The following is a 16,173-nucleotide window of genomic DNA, read 5'->3' as shown; positions in this document are numbered from 1 at the left end:
TCTCCTAATTTGAGTTTTGTATAAGTTAACTGTTCTTAATTATCATAAAAAAAACATCAAAGACAAGTAGAGATTTTTTAAGGTCACGACGACGCATGAAGAAAATGCATGCAACTATTTTCCAGTTAATCGGATTTGACAAATTTAGCGTAGGAGCTTGATGATGCGGCAAAATAAGGTGCAAAAATCAGAATACATTTCGGGAAATCTTCCCCTGCTTGAGGATAAGGGCGGAAATCCGAATCGGGACTTTGCCTGTGCGAATCGCTTGGAGACCTTTTTGTATTCTGCATCTGCAATGTGTGCCGCCGCCAAAACGACGGCGGCAAAGAGGCTTTCGGCTGCTCTTTGCGTGTGTTTATTAAGCGCATGCAGTTATCTCGATACGGATAATTTGACTGTCAAACCTTATCCTGACCATTCTGCCACCAAACATTTTAATCCCGCCTGTGATAATTATGCGACCGGCGGCCGCCCCCTTTCAGGCGAGCGCGCCAAATGGTCGGATCACGGCAATTATTGCAAGTCGGCAGGGTTGGGGCAGAAAGCGACGTATTAATCTTTGTTTCAAGAATCGGGAGGGCGTAATAAACGATGCCCTCCTATTGTTATGATGATGGTTTAATCACGTCGTTACTGTGTGTCGATAACATTGTCTATATAAAAGGCCTGTCTGAAATGACTTATTGCGACTTTGCCAACTCGCTGCCGCCGGATACGGATAATCCGAACAAGCATTATCACGATTGTGCGTACGGCTTTCCGATTGATGACGACAATGAATTGTTTGGGCGGCTGGTGTTGGAAATCAATCAGGCCGGGTTGAGTTGGACGTTAATCTTGAAGAAGCAGGCGGCGTTTCGCTCGGCTTATTCGGGGTTTGACATTGCCGCCGTTGCGGCTTACACCGAAGCCGACCGCGGGCGTTTGCTGAATGATGCGGGCATTGTCCGCAACCGTTTGAAAATCAATGCGGCCATTTATAATGCCGGGCGGATTTTGGCTTTGCAGCAGGAATACGGTTCGTTTAAGAACTGGCTGGACGCGCATCACCCGAGAGGCCTGTCTGAATGGGTGAAGCTGTTTAAAAAGCATTTTAAGTTTGTCGGCGGCGAGATTGTGAAAGAGTTTCTGATGAGCACGGGGTATTTGCCCGGCGCGCATGCGGTAAGCTGCCCGGTTTATGAGGAGGTGTTGAAGCGGCAGCCGAAATGGCTGGAATAGAGTGAATCGACTTACATAATAACGATACTGTCATACTCGGGCTTGACCCGAGTATCTCCTAAAGTTACTGAAACTCGAGATACTCGGGTCAAGCCCGAGTATGACGGGTGTGTTGATTTTTAAGTTTATTGTCATGCCTTGCCAACAATACAAAATGCCTGTCTGAAAAGTTTTCAGACAGGCATTGTTTATGCGGGTATTAGTGGCGGAAGTGGCGCACGCCTGTGAGCACCATGGCGATGCCGTGCTCGTCGGCTGCGGCAAACACTTCTTCGTCGCGCACGGAGCCGCCGGGGTGGATGATGGCTTTGATACCTTGTTCCGCAATCACGTCGATGCCGTCGCGGAAGGGGAAGAAGGCGTCGGAGGCGGCGCAGGCGCCGTTGAGGTCGAAACCGCCGTCTTGCGCTTTACGCGCGGCGATGCGGGTGGAATCGACACGGCTCATCTGGCCGGCGCCTATGCCGTAGGTTTGGCCGCCTTTGCCGAATACGATGGCGTTGGATTTCACGAATTTGGCCACGTTCCACACAAACATTAAGTCCTGCCACTCTTGCTCTGTCGGCTGGCGTTTGGAAACCACTTTCAAATCGTCGCGTTTGATGCGGTGGATGTCGGGCGTTTGCACCAACAGGCCGCCGCCCACGCGTTTGAGTTCGAAGCGGTTGGCGCCGGCCATCAGTGGCACTTCGAGTACGCGCACGTTTTTCTTGGCGGCGATGATTTCTTTGGCTTTGTCGGTAAACTTGGGCGCCATCAACACTTCGAGGAACTGGCCGGTTACGGCTTCTACCGTGTCGGCGTCCACTTCGCGGTTAAACGCGATAATGCCGCCGAATGCGCTGGTGGTGTCGGTGGCAAAGGCCAGTTTGTAGGAGGTGAGCGTGTCGTTTGCCACGGCCACACCGCAGGGGTTGGCGTGTTTCACAATCACGCAGGCGGGTTGGTCGAAGGCTTTCACGGCTTCCCATGCGGCATCGGCGTCGGCGATGTTGTTGTAGGACAATTCTTTGCCTTGCAGCTGGGTATAGGCGGAAAGGCTGCCGGCAGCGGGGTAGAAATCGCGGTAGAACGCGGCTTGCTGGTGCGGGTTTTCGCCGTAGCGCATTTCTTGCACTTTGATCCAGCTTTGGTTGATTTGGGCGGGAAATTCGTTGATTTGCGGCTCGCCGCTGAGTTTTTCGTCGCACACGCTGGTGAGGTAGTTGGAAATCATGCCGTCGTATTGGGCGGTATGGCTGAAGGCTTTGCGCGAGAGGTTGAAGCGGGTTTTGTCGCTCAGCTTGCCGCTGTTGTTTTGCAGTTCTTCGATGACGGGGGTAAAGTCGCCGTTGTCGGTGATGATGGCAACGTGTTTCCAGTTTTTGGCGGCGGAACGCACCATGGTGGGCCCGCCGATGTCGATGTTTTCTATCGCGTCTTCCAGCGTGCAGCCGGGCTTGGCGATGGTGGCGGCAAAGGGGTAGAGGTTGACGCACACTAAGTCGATGTTGCCGATGTCGTGTTCTTTCATTTTTTCAACGTGTTCGCTCAAATCGCGGCGGCCGAGGATGCCGCCGTGGATTTTGGGGTGCAGTGTTTTGACGCGGCCGTCGAGCATTTCGGGGAAGCCGGTGTAGTCGGCTACTTCTACCACGGGCACGCCTGCGTCGGCCAGAAGCTTGGCGGTGCCGCCGGTGGAAAGGATTTCAACACCCATTTCGCTTAATGCGCGGGCAAATTCTACGGCGCCTGTTTTGTCGGACAGGCTGATGAGGGCACGTTTTACGGTTGCCATTTTGGTTCCTTATGGGTTGGGTCGGTGGGTTGGTATGAAAAAGCCTGTCTGAAAACACATCAAGGTTTTCAGGCAGGCCTTTGTTATGATTCTAATAATCCGTGCTGCATTAATTTTTTGCGCAGGGTGTTGCGGTTCAGCCCGAGCATGGCGGCGGCTTTGGATTGGTTGCCGCTGCATTGTGCCATCACGCAGCGTAACAGGGGCTGCTCTACTTGGTGGATAACCATATCGTACACGCCTTGGGCGGGTTCGCCGTCGAGCGTACGGAAATATTGGTTGAGGTTTTGTTCGATGGTATGGGCGATGTCGGGCACTCTACCGGGCATATTGTTTTCCTTTATAGTAATTCATATTGTCTGACGGAATGCCTGTCTGAAAACTTTTTCAGGCAGGCACAGTAATTTTATCGGTAATCGGTCGGCCAGTATTCGAGCGGGCAGCTTTCGAGAAAACGGGCTGCGGCATCATATTGGGCGGCTGCGCTTTCCAGGCGGTTGGCTTCTTTGCGGAAGGCTTCGCCTTGGGGCAGGCGGGCGGTGTACCAGCCGATATGTTTGCGGGCGATGCGCACGCCTGCGGTTTCTCCATAAAAATCGTGCATGGCCTGCAAATGCGCCAGCATGGTGGCCGCGGCTTGGCCAAACGGCAGCGGGGCAGGCAGCACGCCGGTTTGCAGATAGTGGCGGATGTCGGCAAACAACCAAGGCTGGCCTTGCGCACCGCGGCCTACCATCACGCCGTCGGCGCCGGTTTGCGCCAACACGGCAGCGGCTTTTTGCGGGCTGGTGATATCGCCGTTGACCCACAGCGGGATGCCGATATTCTGTTTGACTTCGGCAATCAGCCCGTATTCGGCTTCACCTTTATACATTTGGGTGCGCGTTCTGCCATGGATAGCCAATGCGGCAATGCCGGCATTTTCGGCCATGCGGGAGACGGTGCGGATGTTTTTATTGTCGTCGTTCCAGCCCAAACGGGTTTTCAGGGTAACGGGCACATCCACTGCGCTCACCACGGCATTCAGAATGGCTTCGACCAAAGGTTCGTTTTGCAGCAATGCGCTGCCGGCCAATACGTTGCACACTTTTTTGGCAGGGCAGCCCATATTGATGTCGATAACCTGCGCGCCTTGTTCGACATTATAACGCGCGGCCTCGGCCATTTGGGCGGGATCGCTGCCGGCAATCTGCACGGCAATCACGCCGTTTTCGCCTTGGTAATCGCTGCGGCGCAGGGTTTTGCGGGTGTTTCTGAGCGAGGGGTCGCTGGTCAGCATCTCGCTTACCGCCCAACCTGCGCCGAATGAGCGGGCAAGGTTGCGGAACGGTTTGTCGGTAATGCCTGCCATCGGCGCCAGAGCTATCGGGAATTCGGTTTGGTAGGGGCCGATGAGCATAGTAGATGGTGTGTGGTCTTGCTTATTATCAGGAACGTAATTGTACAATTTTTAGGCAGATTTAGCCAAGCAACAGAATGCCGTATTTGTATGCCTGTCTGAAAATTATCTTGGTTGGCGGCAGAATGGGGGCGAAATCTGCTAACATGCGGCTTTGTTTCCGCTTTTCTCGCATCAATATGACCGACCAACTCATTTATCTGCTTATCGCAGCCGCCGCAGCCTGCCTGTTTGTGTTTTTACTGACTTGGGCGGTGTTGCGCCACCGCTACCAAACCGTGCGGCAAGTGTTGCAAACCCAGCTTGCCGAGCGTTCCGAGCAATACCGTTTTGCCGCGCAGGAAAAAGAAGAAGCGGAAGCCGAGCTTGCCGGACTGCGCCAAAACCACCAATTGGTTCAAAGCAACCTGGCTGCCGCCAACCAGCATATTGAGGATTTGCAGGCGCGGCAGAGCGATTATGCCTGTCTGAAAAAAGATTATGAAGACTTGCGTGTGAGCAATGAGCGGTTGAACGCGCAAATAGAGCAGGAGCGGCGTATTCACGAAGAAAAAATCGAGCTGCTGCAAGACGCGCGTGCCAATCTGAGCCATCAGTTCCAAACGCTTGCCAATGATATTTTAGAAGAAAAAACCAAACGCTTTACCGAGCAAAACCGTGAAAATCTTAACCAATTGCTCAACCCGCTCAACGAGCGCATCAGCGGCTTCAGCCAATTGGTGCAGAACACCTACGAAAAAGAAACCAAAGAACGGCTGACGCTGGAAAACGAATTAAAACGGCTGCAAACCCTGAATAACCAACTGCATATCGACGCCAAAGCGCTTACCCAGGCACTGATTGGCACGCAAAACAAAACCCAGGGCAACTGGGGCGAGATGATATTGGAGAGCGTGCTGGAAAATTCAGGTTTGGTAAAAGGGCGAGAATATATTGTGCAGGCATCTTCCACCCGCCAGGAAGAAGACGGCAGCACCCGCCGCCTTCAGCCCGATGTGTTGGTGAACCTGCCTGACGGCAAACAGATTATCATCGATGCCAAAGTGTCGCTCACCGCCTATGTGCGCTACACGCAGGCGCAAACGCAGGAAGATGCAGCGCGCGAGCTGGCTGCCCACGCCGCCAGCGTGCGTAACCACATCAAGGGCTTGTCACTCAAGCAATACAGCGAAATCGAGGGCGTGAACACATTGGATTTCGTGTTTATGTTTATTCCGGTCGAGCCCGCTTATCTGCTCGCCCTACAACACGATAACAGCCTGTTCCAAGAATGTTTCGACAAGCGCATCATGCTCACGGGCCCGAGCACGCTGCTGGCCACTTTGCGCACGGTAGCGCATTTGTGGCGCAACGAGCAGCAAAACCAAAACGCGCTGACCATAGCGGAAGAGGGCGGCAAGCTTTATGATAAATTTGTCGGCTTCGTGCAAACCCTGGAAAGCGTGGGCAAAAACATCGAGCAGGCGCAAAACCAGTATCAGGCGGCGTACAAACAGCTCTACGAAGGCCGCGGCAATTTGGTAAACCGCGCCGAAAAACTGCGCAAGCTGGGCATTAAAGCGAGCAAACAATTAGAAAAAAGCCTTACCGAGCAGGCGGCAGCGGAGCAGGAGATGCCCCAAATCGAAGCGGTTGGAAGCGACGGGGAAGCGTGAGTGTGCGGGTTTGGAAAATGCCTGTCTGAAAAGTGTTCAGACAGGCATTATGTTTCTAGTTAGGCTGAAAACCAAAAAACTATTTACTGTAAATTAGGCAATAAAAATGAATAAGTTAGTTCAATATTATACCGATAAATTAAAGTGGTCTTTAATGGCTTTGTCGCAAGACCCCGAAACACAAAAAAGCTTGTTGCCGGTAAATTCTGCGGTTGGAGAAGAAATTATTTTGGAATATGAAGCGGCGGTAGGTGTAGATTTTGAAAAAATAAATACATTGATAATTTGTACGAAAGAGCAGCTTTATTGTTTGCAAAAATTAGATCATTATTTATTAAATTTATGTGAACAAAAAGGAGAAGATTTATGGTTAAATAACTCAGAGCTGTACGGTCAGGAATGGCAAGATATCAGAAGATTGGCCAGAGGAGTTCTTGAGGCATTCGGATGGAGTTTGGAAATTCCCAAACCATTATATGACAGAGTGGTTGATATAAATGAAGATTAATCGAACAATTATTTGATTTTCCGGCTATTTAGAATAGTTGGTAAATTGACCAGAAGCTGAAGTTCGATTTGCGGTCAAGGGCAAACTGCGGATTTTGCGAAACCAAGTCTTCAGGCAGGCATGGTCTACTTGCCGAACAAGGCGGCCACCATATCGGCTTGCTCTTGTGTGAACGCAGGCTCGCCCAAGCGGGCGGACACGGTAAATTCGTTGGCGAAACTCTGCTGTGCCGACACGTCGCGCCATTCTTTCAGCTTGGCCTCTTTGCTTGTTTTCAATTTTGCTGCTGCTTTGAGTGCGGCTTGCTTTTCTTTTTGCATAATGGTTATGAAGTATGATTGGGGATGAAGGTTTTGCTGCTTGGTAAGTGATAGGGCTAAGCTTTTATTCTACAACTATATTATTGCCTACCGGTCGCTGCGCACGCGTAAAAATGTGGCGAAGCGGGGCAGGCCTTTTTGTGTGTAACCGCGGTGTTTGTAGGTAACCAGTGTGCCGATAGGCGGTGGGTTGCTGCGTTCGTTGTCTTTAAAGCCGCTGCCGATTCTGAATTCGCCTAATTCGTTACGGCAACTGATGGCACCGAGCTTGCCGGTATATTTGCCCTTGCCTTCATGATGGGCGGTTACGGTGCATTCGGCATCTTGTTCGGGTTTGAGCTTTAAAAAACCGTTGCTGCGGCCGCCGGTGTAAGGTAAGGCGGGGTCGCGCACAATCACGCCTTCGCCGCCTGCCGCGATGATTTGGTTCATAAAATCAAGCGCATGCTGATTATTGCGAACCGGAATCTGCGCTATCACTTCGATATTTGCCGGATAAACTTTCAGCCGCTCTTCAATCACTTGCAGGCGTTGGTACAAGCTCCCCTCGGCGCGCGGTACATCAAACACATGGAATTTAATGCTTTGCCAGTTGCCCGAATGGGTGCGCACGGCAGCGGAAATCTGCTCAAACCGGCCGCGTGCGCTGAATAATTCGCCGTCAAGCGGGTAGGGCGGAAAGTTATGCGTGAAGTTTGGTGGCGGCGTAAATGCGTAGCCTTGGCGGCTGATGAGCTGTTTGCCGTTCCAATAAGCGCGCACGCCGTCGAGCTTTTCGCTCATTGCCCAGCCGCTGAGATTTTGTCCTTCGAAGGTTTTGGCCAAGAGTAAATCTTGCGCGCCTGCACCTACCGCAACACTTAACAGCAGTATGTAAAGTATGGTTTTCATGGTTTTCCCCGTGTTTTTGTTGTGGTTTGATTATGGCATAATTCGACGTTTCATAAAATATGGTGGAATTCTTGTTTAACCGTTACGGCGTTGGTTTGCCGCTTTGCACCGACTGCCGGAGTTCTGCTGTAGAACAATGCCTGTCTGAAAGAAGTTATGACACTAAAATGCCAAATTATGCCTGTTACACCGTTCCGCCAGAACTGTACCCTTTTGTGGGATGAAGAAACGCGCGATGCGGTGTTTACCGATGTGGGCGGAGACGCGCCATTTTTGCTGGAAGAGGCAGAGAAATTAGGACTGAATGTAAAAGCCATCTGGCTCACGCACGGCCATCTTGATCATGCGGGTGGCGTGGTGGATATGTTGGGTAAAAAGCCGCTACCGGTAATTGGCCCGCATAAAGACGATATGTTTTTACTGGAAAGCCTGCCTGAAGTAACCGCGAATTATGGTTTTCCGGTGTCGCCTTCATTCATGCCCGATTGCTGGCTGAATGAGGGTGAGAATTTGATGGTGGGCAAGCACTGTTTCCAGGTGCTGCATATTCCGGGGCACACGCCCGGCCATGTGGTGTTTTACTCGCCGGACGATAAGTTGCTGGTCGCGGGGGATGTGCTGTTTTATGAGAGCATTGGCCGAACTGACTTCCCGCGCGGTAATCATGAAGATTTGCTTCACAATATCCGCACCAAGCTGTTTACTTTGCCGGAAGATACTTTGGTGATACCGGGACACGGCCGCACCACGACCATAGGCCATGAGAAAATGCATAATCCATTTTTATCGCCGTAAAGTTTGCTGTGCGGCATATTTTGTTTCACGGCAATCGGTCATAAGTAATGCCTGTCTGAAAAAATTTTCAGACAGGCATTGTGTTTGGTTTCAAACCATATTATGCGCCGGGGCATTCCTTGCACTCGCTGTGCTGCTCGCCGACTTTCAGCTTAGACATCACATCACGCAATGCGGTACGCAGCCCTTCTTCGATAACCGGATGATAGAAAGGCATATCCAGCATTTGAGGAATGGTCATTTTCTGCTGGTGCGCCCAAGCTAAGAGGTGCGCCAAGTGTTCAGCGGCCGGACCGACGATTTCGGCGCCGATAAACACACCGGTACCTTGCTCGGCATAAACGCGCATGTGGCCTTTGTTAACCAGCATCACGCGGCTGCGGCCTTGGTTACGGAATGATACTTCTCCGATAACCACGCATTCGGGGTTTTTATAACGCTCCGTCATTTGGGCGTATTTCAAACCGATGGAAGCGATTTGCGGGCTGGTGAATACCACGCCGATCGGGCTGCGGCGCAGGCCGTTTTGGATATTGGGGTATCGGCCGGCGTTGTCGCCCGCAATTTTGCCTTGGTCGCTGGCTTCGTGCAGCAGCGGCAGTTGGTTGGAAGCATCGCCTGCAATGAAGATGTGCGGAATGCTGGTTTGCATTGTCAGCGGATGGGCTTTGGGCACACCGCGGTTGTCTAATTCGATATTGATGTTTTCCAGGCCGATTTGATCGACATTCGGACGTCGGCCGATGGCGGCGAGCAGATAGTCGGCTGTGAATACGCCGCTTTCGCCGTTTTCAGTCCAGCTGACTTCCACTTCGCCTTTGTCGTTCAGCTTGGCTTCGGTTTGTGCATCAAGATGCATGACCAGTTCTTCACCGAATATGGTTTTGGCCTCTTCCAGCACTACCGGATCGGAAATGCCGCCAAGCATACCGCCAACACCGAAAATTTCTACTTTCACGCCCAAGCGGTGCAAGGCTTGGCCAAGTTCCAAACCGATTACGCCGGGCCCGAACACAGCCACGCGTTCGGGCAGGGTGTTCCATGAAAACACGTCATCGTTGATAATCAGTTTTTCGCCCAAGGCCTGCCATTGTGGCAGCACAATGGGGCGGGAACCGGTTGCAATCACAATGCGGTCGGCTTTGATTTGGGTGTGGTCGTCGATTTGGACGGTATGCTCATCGATAAATTTTGCCGCACCCATAATGCGTTTGTCGGCAGGCCATTCTTCTACATCGCTAACGACAAAACCAACAAATCGGTCGCGTTCGGATTTCACTCGGTTCATCACTTCTTCGCCGTTAACGGTAACGCTTTTTTTGTCCAGATGAATGCCGAACGGGTCGGTGTGCAGCGCATGGTGACGGGCTTCTGCTGCGGCAATCAGCAGTTTGGAAGGCATACAGCCTACGCGGGCACACGTTGTGCCGAATACGTGGCTTTCAATCAGATAAACATTGTCGGTGTACAGGCGGGCGTTGCGGAAGGCGCCCATACCGGCTGTGCCGCCACCGATAACCACTACATCTGCTTGGATTGTTTTCATTTGCTTGTTGTCCTTTATTAATAATAGGAATGCTGTTTCGGGTTCAGACTGTTTTAAGGGGAACGATTCAGATCAGTACAGCTGGTGAAATCTTGCGGTGCTTGATTTTTTAAGTGATAGGGATATTAAATGCTGGCAGTCTGGATATTTAAAACGTGCCGTTATGGTTTGATAACGGCACGTTGCGATACGGTATTTAAACCATAATTTTAAAAGAATAAATTATTTGGCTAAAAATGTTTCTAATTCTTCGCTGCCGCCGATGTATTTGCCGCCGATAAATACTTGAGGAGCAGTAGATTTACCTGTGATGGCGCGTAAGGAAACGGTGGTTGCGTCTTTGCCCAATACGATTTCTTCGTAGTCTAAGCCTTTGTCTTGCAACAATTGTTTGGCTTTAGCGCAGAATTGGCAACCCGGTTTGGTAAAGATAGAGATAGAGTGTTGCTCTTTCCAGTTCGGATCAATGAATTTCAGCATGGTATCGGCATCGGAAACTTCAAAGGGATCGCCTTCTTTTTCCGGCTCGATGAACATTTTTTCGATTTTGCCATCGTTTACCAGCATTGAATAACGCCAAGAGCGTTTGCCGAAGCCCAGATTGTCTTTGTCAACCAATAAGCCCATGCCTTCAGTGAATTCACCGTTACCATCAGGTACTACAACGATGTTTTCGGCTTCTTGGTCAGCCAACCATGCGTTCATTACGAAAGTATCGTTTACAGATACGCACAATATGCTGTCTACGCCGCGGGCTTTGAATTCTTTAGCCAGCTCGTTGTAGCGTGGCAGGTGGGTAGAAGAACAAGTGGGGGTAAAAGCGCCGGGCAGGGAGAATACAACGACTTTTTTACCTTTGAACAAGTCATCGGTAGATACGTCTTTCCATGCATCACCTACGCGGGTGTGGAAAACAACGCTTGGTACTTGTTGTCCGGTACGGTCTTGAAATGCCATTATGATACTCCTTATAGAATTTATGTTGTTAGATAAAGTATGATATAGATTTTATAAATCATTAACTAATTAATTAATTAATTATAAGCTGCTTGTGGTTAGGAAACTGATTTATAATCCAAATAGCCTTTATTGTGAAAAGCTATATCCTGTTCGAATAAACCGAACTTTTCAAAATATATTAGGTTGCTTGTATAGGACTCAATGTTGTTTACGGAACTTTACTGAATACGTCACTTTCTGGCGGCTGTTCGGGTGAGTCTTCGTAAATTTTTTCACGGATGGGCGTTTCTGCCATATCTTTCAAAGCAAAGCGGTCTTTACCGGGATGCTCGGAAGGAACGACAGGCGGCGCGAAATCTACGGCTACGGTGATTTCTTTCATAGACAGTATGCGCCATAACGATTTGACTAAGTTGACATCTGCAAACGAAGGCACGGCGGTGCGGCTGCCGGTGTTGTCGTAATAACGCAGGGCGATGGGCTGTATGGGCGCATCGGCTTGGATGGCAGATTCGAACAGTGCTGCTTTAAAAGGCAGCAGGCCGATACCGGAGGAAGTGGCGGATTCGGGGAAAAAGCAAACGTTGTGCCCCTCTTCCAAGGAAGCGCTGATGGCCTTGTTGATCGGATTGATATTTTTGCGGTTTTTGCGGTCGATAAACACAGTGCCTGCGTTGGTGGCGATTTTGCCCAGCAGCGGCCATGATTGCATTTCTTTCATGGCGATGAAGCTGCTCGGACACAAGGCGCTGATGGCGAAAACGTCCAGCCATGAAACATGGTTGGCAACAACCAGCATGCTGCTGTGGCCGGCTCCGTTTTTTGGGGTGAGCACTTCAAGCCTCACATTCATCACATTCAGAATTTCACTGCTCATGCTGCTGATAATGTGGTTGCGGGTGCTGATAACAGCGGATTCGGGGCGGGTAAACCGACGGCTTTGAACGAGGATGAGTTTGCTCAGGCGCCAGAGGCGGCCAAACCGTTGCAGAAGAGGCGTTTTTTCGTAAGACATTATTTGTAGTGTGTGTTCGACAAGAAGCAAAAGTGGATTATAGGAAGTAGAGGGGTTTTTGTAGAGCGGGTTTGCTTAATTTTAACGATTTGGCAGATGAAGTGTGCATTGTTATTTCAAATCAATAGTATAGTTTTGATGGGTATGGTATTGAATCTCAAATAAAGTTAATTTCAGCATTGGCTTTAAAGAATGCCTGTCTGAAAGCTATTTTTGGCAATTCGGGCAATAAAACGTGCCGCGTTGGCCGATGGTTTCTTTATGGATTAATTGGCCGCAGCGCGGGCAGGGTTGGTTATGGCGGCCGTAAACGGCGTATTCCTGTTGGAAATAGCCGCTGTTGCCTTCGCTGTCGACAAAGTCGCGCAGGGTGCTGCCGCCGGTATCGATGGCACGCTGCAATACGGTTTTGATGTGGGCGCATAATGCTGCGGCTTCTTTTTGGCTGACTTTGCAAGCCTGCCGTTTGGGCGAAACGGCAGCGCGGAACAGGCTTTCGTTGGCATAAATATTGCCTACGCCCACCACCAATGCGTTATCCATAATGGCAAGCTTCACGGCGCATTTGCGTTTTTTCAGACTTTGATAAAGATATTCGGGACTGAATGCTTCGCTAAGCGGCTCGGGGCCGCATTTTGAAAGCAAGGGATGCTGTTCGGCGATGCCGGCAAACCAGAGGATGGCGCCGAAGCGGCGAGGGTCGTGGTAGCGCATGATGGTGCCGTCGGCAAAAGCGATGTCGGCATGATCGTGTTTGCCGGGTGGCGGTGCGGCGTTGGGGGTAAAAATGCGTAAGCTGCCCGACATGCCTAAGTGGATAATCAGAATGCCTGTCTGAAAATGGATGAGCAGGTATTTGGCGCGGCGCGTGCAGTGTGTAACGGGCTGGTCGTGCAGGGTGTCCGCCAGATGGGCGGGTATCGGCCAGCGTAATTTGGGCTGGCGGATGTTGACTGCGGCAACGGTTTTGCCGGTGATGTGTGGTGAAACGCCGCGCAGGGTGGTTTCGACTTCGGGCAGTTCGGGCATGGTGCTTGGTGTTTTATATTATCGTAACGCATGGATTATGTGTGCGCTGTGCAGATAATTCAAGCACCTGCTGAGTTTTCCGTGAAAGCTTGTTTTCAGACAGGCATTGTTTAGGCTGAACGTAATGCCGCTGCTTCTTTGGCCAGGCGGGTAATGGCAGCCCAGTCTTTCGCGGCAACGGCATCTTTGGGTGTGAGCCATGAGCCGCCGACGCACAATACGTTGGGCAGTTTCAGATATTCGGATGCGGTTTCAAGGCTGATGCCGCCGGTGGGGCAGAACTTGGCTTGTGGAAACGGGCCGTATAGAGCTTTTAGCATGGTGCGGCCGCCCACTACTTCGGCGGGGAAAAGTTTTAAAGTGTCAATGCCGTGTTCTAAAGCCAGCATCAATTCGCCAGGAGTGGCGATGCCGGGAATGACGGCGATGCTGCTGCGCTCGGCTGCTTTGGCAAAGTGGATGTTGAAACCGGGGCTGATGGCGAATTCGGCGCCTGCGTGTTCTACCGCTTTGAGCTGCTCGCCGTTAATTACCGTGCCTGCGCCCACGATGGCGCTAGGCACTTCTTTTTTGATCAGTTCGATAGCTTTGATGCCGTGTTCGGTGCGCAGGGTGATTTCGAGCGTGGGAATCCCCCCTTCAACCAAAGCGTGCGCTAAATCGACGACGGTGGATAAATCTTCGATAGCAATCACCGGAACCACTGCGCCGGCGCTCAGAATTTCGCGTGCATTTTTCATAATGGGTTTTCTCCGAATTTGTTGGTTTCAGACAGGCATTGTTTGGGTTTGTAGGTAATGCCTGTCTGAAAAATCAGGCTCAGGCAAATTCGCCGCCGAGGCTCATGGCGCCGGTTTCTGCGCTGCCGGCGATGCTGCGGAAGCCGGCAAACAGTTCGCGGCCGATGCCGTGGGTGTTGTTGCTCAAGTCGGGCTCGGGTATTTCGCGGGCGTTCCATTCTGCTTCGCTAACCAGTGCCGAAAGTTCTCCGGTAATCGAATTGAAGCGGATGAGGTCGCCTGTGCGGATTTTGCCTATGCCGCCGCCAAGCAGTGCCTCGGGCGACATGTGGATGGCGGCGGGGACTTTGCCTGACGCGCCGGACATGCGGCCGTCGGTAACGAGTGCTACTTTAAAGCCGCGATCCTGCAAGATGCCGAGCGGCGGGGTGAGCTTGTGTAACTCGGGCATACCGTTGGCACGCGGGCCTTGAAAGCGCACAACGCACACAAAATCCCGCTCCAACTCGCCCCGCTCGAATGCGGCCAACACTTCTTTTTGATCGTTGAACACAATCGCAGGGGCTTCGATGATACGGCAATGTTCTCTTACGGCAGAAACTTTGATGACACCGCGCCCGATATTGCCTTTCATCAGGCGCAAACCGCCATCGGGTGAGAACGGGCGGGAGAGTGGGCGCAAAATCTCTTCGTCGCGGCTTTCGGCCACGGCGTCCCGCCATTCCAGCTGACCATCGATCAGGAAAGGCTCTCGGGTGTAGGCCGCCATGCCGTGTCCGACCACGGTATTCACGTCATCGTGTAGCAAGCCGGCATCGCGCAGTTCCCGGATAACAAAAGGCAAGCCGCCGGCAGCTGCGAAATGGTTGATGTCGGCTTGGCCATTGGGGTAAACGCGGATGAGCAGCGGGATGATGGATGAGATTTCGTCGAAATCGTCCCAATTCAAAATAATACCTGCCGCGCGCGCCATGGCAACCAAGTGCATGGTGTGGTTGGTTGAGCCGCCGGTGGCCATCAGGCCGATCAGGGCATTGACAAATGATTTTTCAGACAGCATTTCGCCAAGCGGCTTAATGGTCTGGTTTTTCACGCTTTCGGCCAGATGGGCGGCCGCGTAGCGTGTTAATGCCTCGCGCATGGGGGTATAAGGGTTGAAGAATGCTGCGGCAGGCAGGTGCATCCCCATCATTTCCATCATCATTTGGTTTGAATTGGCGGTGCCGTAGAAGGTGCAGGTGCCGGGGCTGTGATAAGAGCCCATTTCGCTTGCCAGCAAGGCGTCCCGGCCGACTTTGCCTTCGGCAAACTGCTGGCGTGTGCGCGCTTTTTTTTTGTTGGCAATGCCGCTGGTCATCGGCCCGGCGGGTACGAATATGCCGGGAAGGTGGCCGCAGCTGAGCGCGCCGATCATTAGGCCGGGCACGATTTTGTCGCATACGCCGAAATAAAGTGCGCCATCAAACATTTGGTGCGATAAGCCGATGGCCGTGCTCATGGCGATAACGTCACGGGAAAACAGGGAAAGTTCCATGCCTTCGTACCCCTGCGTGATACCGTCGCACATGGCGGGCGTGCCGCCGGCTACTTGCGCCGTGGCGCCTTGTTTAAGCGCTTCTTCTTTAATCCAGGCAGGGAATTCGGCAAAAGGCTGGTGTGCGGAAACCATGTCGTTATAAGCGGTAATCATGCCTAAATTGGGCACGGTGGGACGCAGCATTTCAATTTTGATGGCTTTGGGCATGGCGGCATAACCGTGTGCCAGATTCGAGCAGCCCAGGCGGTCGCGTTCGACACGGCCTTGTTGTTTGAAAGCACGGATGCGTTTCAGGTAGGCCTCGCGGGTTGGGCGGCTGCGCTCAATAATGCGCTCGGTTATGGTTTGTAAGGCAGGGTTTAAGGTAGTCATGAGTGCCCTCTGTTGGTGTTTTATTCGGAAGAATGGCAGTGTTGCTTTACATGTCGCGACGGTTTGGTTTATGAAAAACAAATATTTAGTGTGTAGCCGGGTTACACGATCACGAACGTTTCAACTTTAGATATTTTTGCGTTGTAGTTTTCCAACATGATAGCATTTTAGTTTGAGAAAGTATTTACTTAAGTCAAACTTTTACGCGCACGAAACAATAGACAAAAGATGTAACCGCGTGTAGTATTGCTACGCAGAATGAAACGGTATTTCAAAAATATCACTCAATAAATTATTCTTATAAATCAATGATAAGGGAATTTTGGAGAGATGTATTTTGAAATGTAACCAAACCGATATCCCGCGGCGTGGAATCCGCTTTGCATCACAGACAGTGCTGCCTGC

General features: G+C 51.5%; 16 protein-coding genes. 5 read left to right on the top strand and 11 right to left on the bottom strand.

Annotated elements, in window-relative coordinates:
• Positions 1 to 160: 160 nt before the first annotated feature.
• Both AKG09_RS06825 and AKG09_RS06820 read left to right on the top strand, forming a co-directional pair.
• Complete coding sequence (locus tag AKG09_RS06825; RefSeq protein ID WP_156320812.1) at positions 161 to 559, top strand: hypothetical protein; 399 nt, start codon at positions 161 to 163, stop codon at positions 557 to 559.
• Between the two features lie 119 nt (positions 560 to 678).
• Positions 679 to 1,224, top strand: coding sequence for a DNA-3-methyladenine glycosylase I (locus AKG09_RS06820; RefSeq protein ID WP_054618702.1), 546 nt, complete (start codon positions 679 to 681; stop codon positions 1,222 to 1,224).
• 199 nt (positions 1,225 to 1,423) lie between these two features.
• On the opposite strand, the gene purH is transcribed toward AKG09_RS06820, so the two are convergent.
• The 3 genes from purH to dusB all read right to left on the bottom strand — a co-directional run bounded on the left by purH (position 1,424) and on the right by dusB (position 4,400).
• Complete coding sequence (gene purH / locus AKG09_RS06815; protein WP_054618701.1) at positions 1,424 to 3,001, bottom strand: bifunctional phosphoribosylaminoimidazolecarboxamide formyltransferase/IMP cyclohydrolase; 1,578 nt, start codon at positions 2,999 to 3,001, stop codon at positions 1,424 to 1,426.
• Between the two features lie 83 nt (positions 3,002 to 3,084).
• On the bottom strand, positions 3,085 to 3,330 hold the full coding sequence (locus AKG09_RS06810) for a Fis family transcriptional regulator (protein ID WP_054618700.1): 246 nt from the start codon (positions 3,328 to 3,330) through the stop codon (positions 3,085 to 3,087).
• Positions 3,331 to 3,407: 77 nt separating this feature from the next.
• Positions 3,408 to 4,400, bottom strand: a complete 993-nt coding sequence (dusB, locus tag AKG09_RS06805; protein WP_054618699.1) for a tRNA dihydrouridine synthase DusB — start codon at positions 4,398 to 4,400, stop codon at positions 3,408 to 3,410.
• A gap of 179 nt (positions 4,401 to 4,579) precedes the next feature.
• Between dusB and AKG09_RS06800 the strand changes: the two genes are divergently transcribed.
• Together AKG09_RS06800 and AKG09_RS06795 are read left to right on the top strand one after the other, a co-directional pair.
• The gene (locus AKG09_RS06800) at positions 4,580 to 6,055 is read left to right on the top strand and encodes a DNA recombination protein RmuC (protein ID WP_054618747.1); all 1,476 of its coding nucleotides are present in this window, start codon (positions 4,580 to 4,582) and stop codon (positions 6,053 to 6,055) included.
• 106 nt (positions 6,056 to 6,161) lie between these two features.
• On the top strand, positions 6,162 to 6,563 hold the full coding sequence (locus AKG09_RS06795) for a hypothetical protein (protein WP_054618698.1): 402 nt from the start codon (positions 6,162 to 6,164) through the stop codon (positions 6,561 to 6,563).
• A 125-nt stretch (positions 6,564 to 6,688) separates the two neighbouring features.
• Here the strand turns inward: AKG09_RS06795 and AKG09_RS06790 are convergent, their stop codons facing one another.
• The gene (locus AKG09_RS06790; protein ID WP_054618697.1) at positions 6,689 to 6,883 is read right to left on the bottom strand and encodes a hypothetical protein; all 195 of its coding nucleotides are present in this window, start codon (positions 6,881 to 6,883) and stop codon (positions 6,689 to 6,691) included.
• A gap of 87 nt (positions 6,884 to 6,970) precedes the next feature.
• The gene (locus AKG09_RS06785; RefSeq protein ID WP_054618696.1) at positions 6,971 to 7,774 is read right to left on the bottom strand and encodes a DNA ligase; all 804 of its coding nucleotides are present in this window, start codon (positions 7,772 to 7,774) and stop codon (positions 6,971 to 6,973) included.
• A gap of 156 nt (positions 7,775 to 7,930) precedes the next feature.
• On the opposite strand from AKG09_RS06785, the gene AKG09_RS06780 reads away from it, so the two are divergent.
• Positions 7,931 to 8,569 (top strand): MBL fold metallo-hydrolase, encoded by a 639-nt coding sequence (locus AKG09_RS06780; RefSeq protein WP_054618695.1) that lies wholly within the window; start codon positions 7,931 to 7,933, stop codon positions 8,567 to 8,569.
• Between the two features lie 100 nt (positions 8,570 to 8,669).
• On the opposite strand, the gene AKG09_RS06775 is transcribed toward AKG09_RS06780, so the two are convergent.
• The 6 genes from AKG09_RS06775 to edd all read right to left on the bottom strand — a co-directional run bounded on the left by AKG09_RS06775 (position 8,670) and on the right by edd (position 15,768).
• Positions 8,670 to 10,115 (bottom strand): dihydrolipoyl dehydrogenase, encoded by a 1,446-nt coding sequence (locus AKG09_RS06775; RefSeq protein ID WP_054618694.1) that lies wholly within the window; start codon positions 10,113 to 10,115, stop codon positions 8,670 to 8,672.
• Between the two features lie 222 nt (positions 10,116 to 10,337).
• On the bottom strand, positions 10,338 to 11,072 hold the full coding sequence (locus tag AKG09_RS06770) for a glutathione peroxidase (protein WP_054618693.1): 735 nt from the start codon (positions 11,070 to 11,072) through the stop codon (positions 10,338 to 10,340).
• A gap of 211 nt (positions 11,073 to 11,283) precedes the next feature.
• Positions 11,284 to 12,090 carry a 1-acylglycerol-3-phosphate O-acyltransferase gene (locus AKG09_RS06765; protein WP_054618692.1) on the bottom strand — a complete coding sequence of 269 codons (807 nt, stop codon included), beginning with the start codon at positions 12,088 to 12,090 and terminating at the stop codon, positions 11,284 to 11,286.
• Positions 12,091 to 12,297: 207 nt separating this feature from the next.
• The gene (gene mutM, locus AKG09_RS06760) at positions 12,298 to 13,119 is read right to left on the bottom strand and encodes a bifunctional DNA-formamidopyrimidine glycosylase/DNA-(apurinic or apyrimidinic site) lyase (RefSeq protein ID WP_054618691.1); all 822 of its coding nucleotides are present in this window, start codon (positions 13,117 to 13,119) and stop codon (positions 12,298 to 12,300) included.
• A gap of 110 nt (positions 13,120 to 13,229) precedes the next feature.
• A complete protein-coding gene (locus AKG09_RS06755) occupies positions 13,230 to 13,859 on the bottom strand; it encodes a bifunctional 4-hydroxy-2-oxoglutarate aldolase/2-dehydro-3-deoxy-phosphogluconate aldolase (protein WP_054618690.1) in 630 nt (209 codons plus the stop codon).
• A 79-nt stretch (positions 13,860 to 13,938) separates the two neighbouring features.
• Positions 13,939 to 15,768: a phosphogluconate dehydratase gene (edd, locus tag AKG09_RS06750; protein ID WP_054618689.1), complete on the bottom strand. Its 1,830-nt coding sequence runs from the start codon at positions 15,766 to 15,768 to the stop codon at positions 13,939 to 13,941.
• Positions 15,769 to 16,173 lie beyond the last annotated feature (405 nt).

This window comes from Neisseria sp. 83E34 (assembly GCF_001308015.1).
Lineage (GTDB): Bacteria > Pseudomonadota > Gammaproteobacteria > Burkholderiales > Neisseriaceae > Neisseria.
This window is presented reverse-complemented; position numbering and strand designations above follow the sequence as displayed.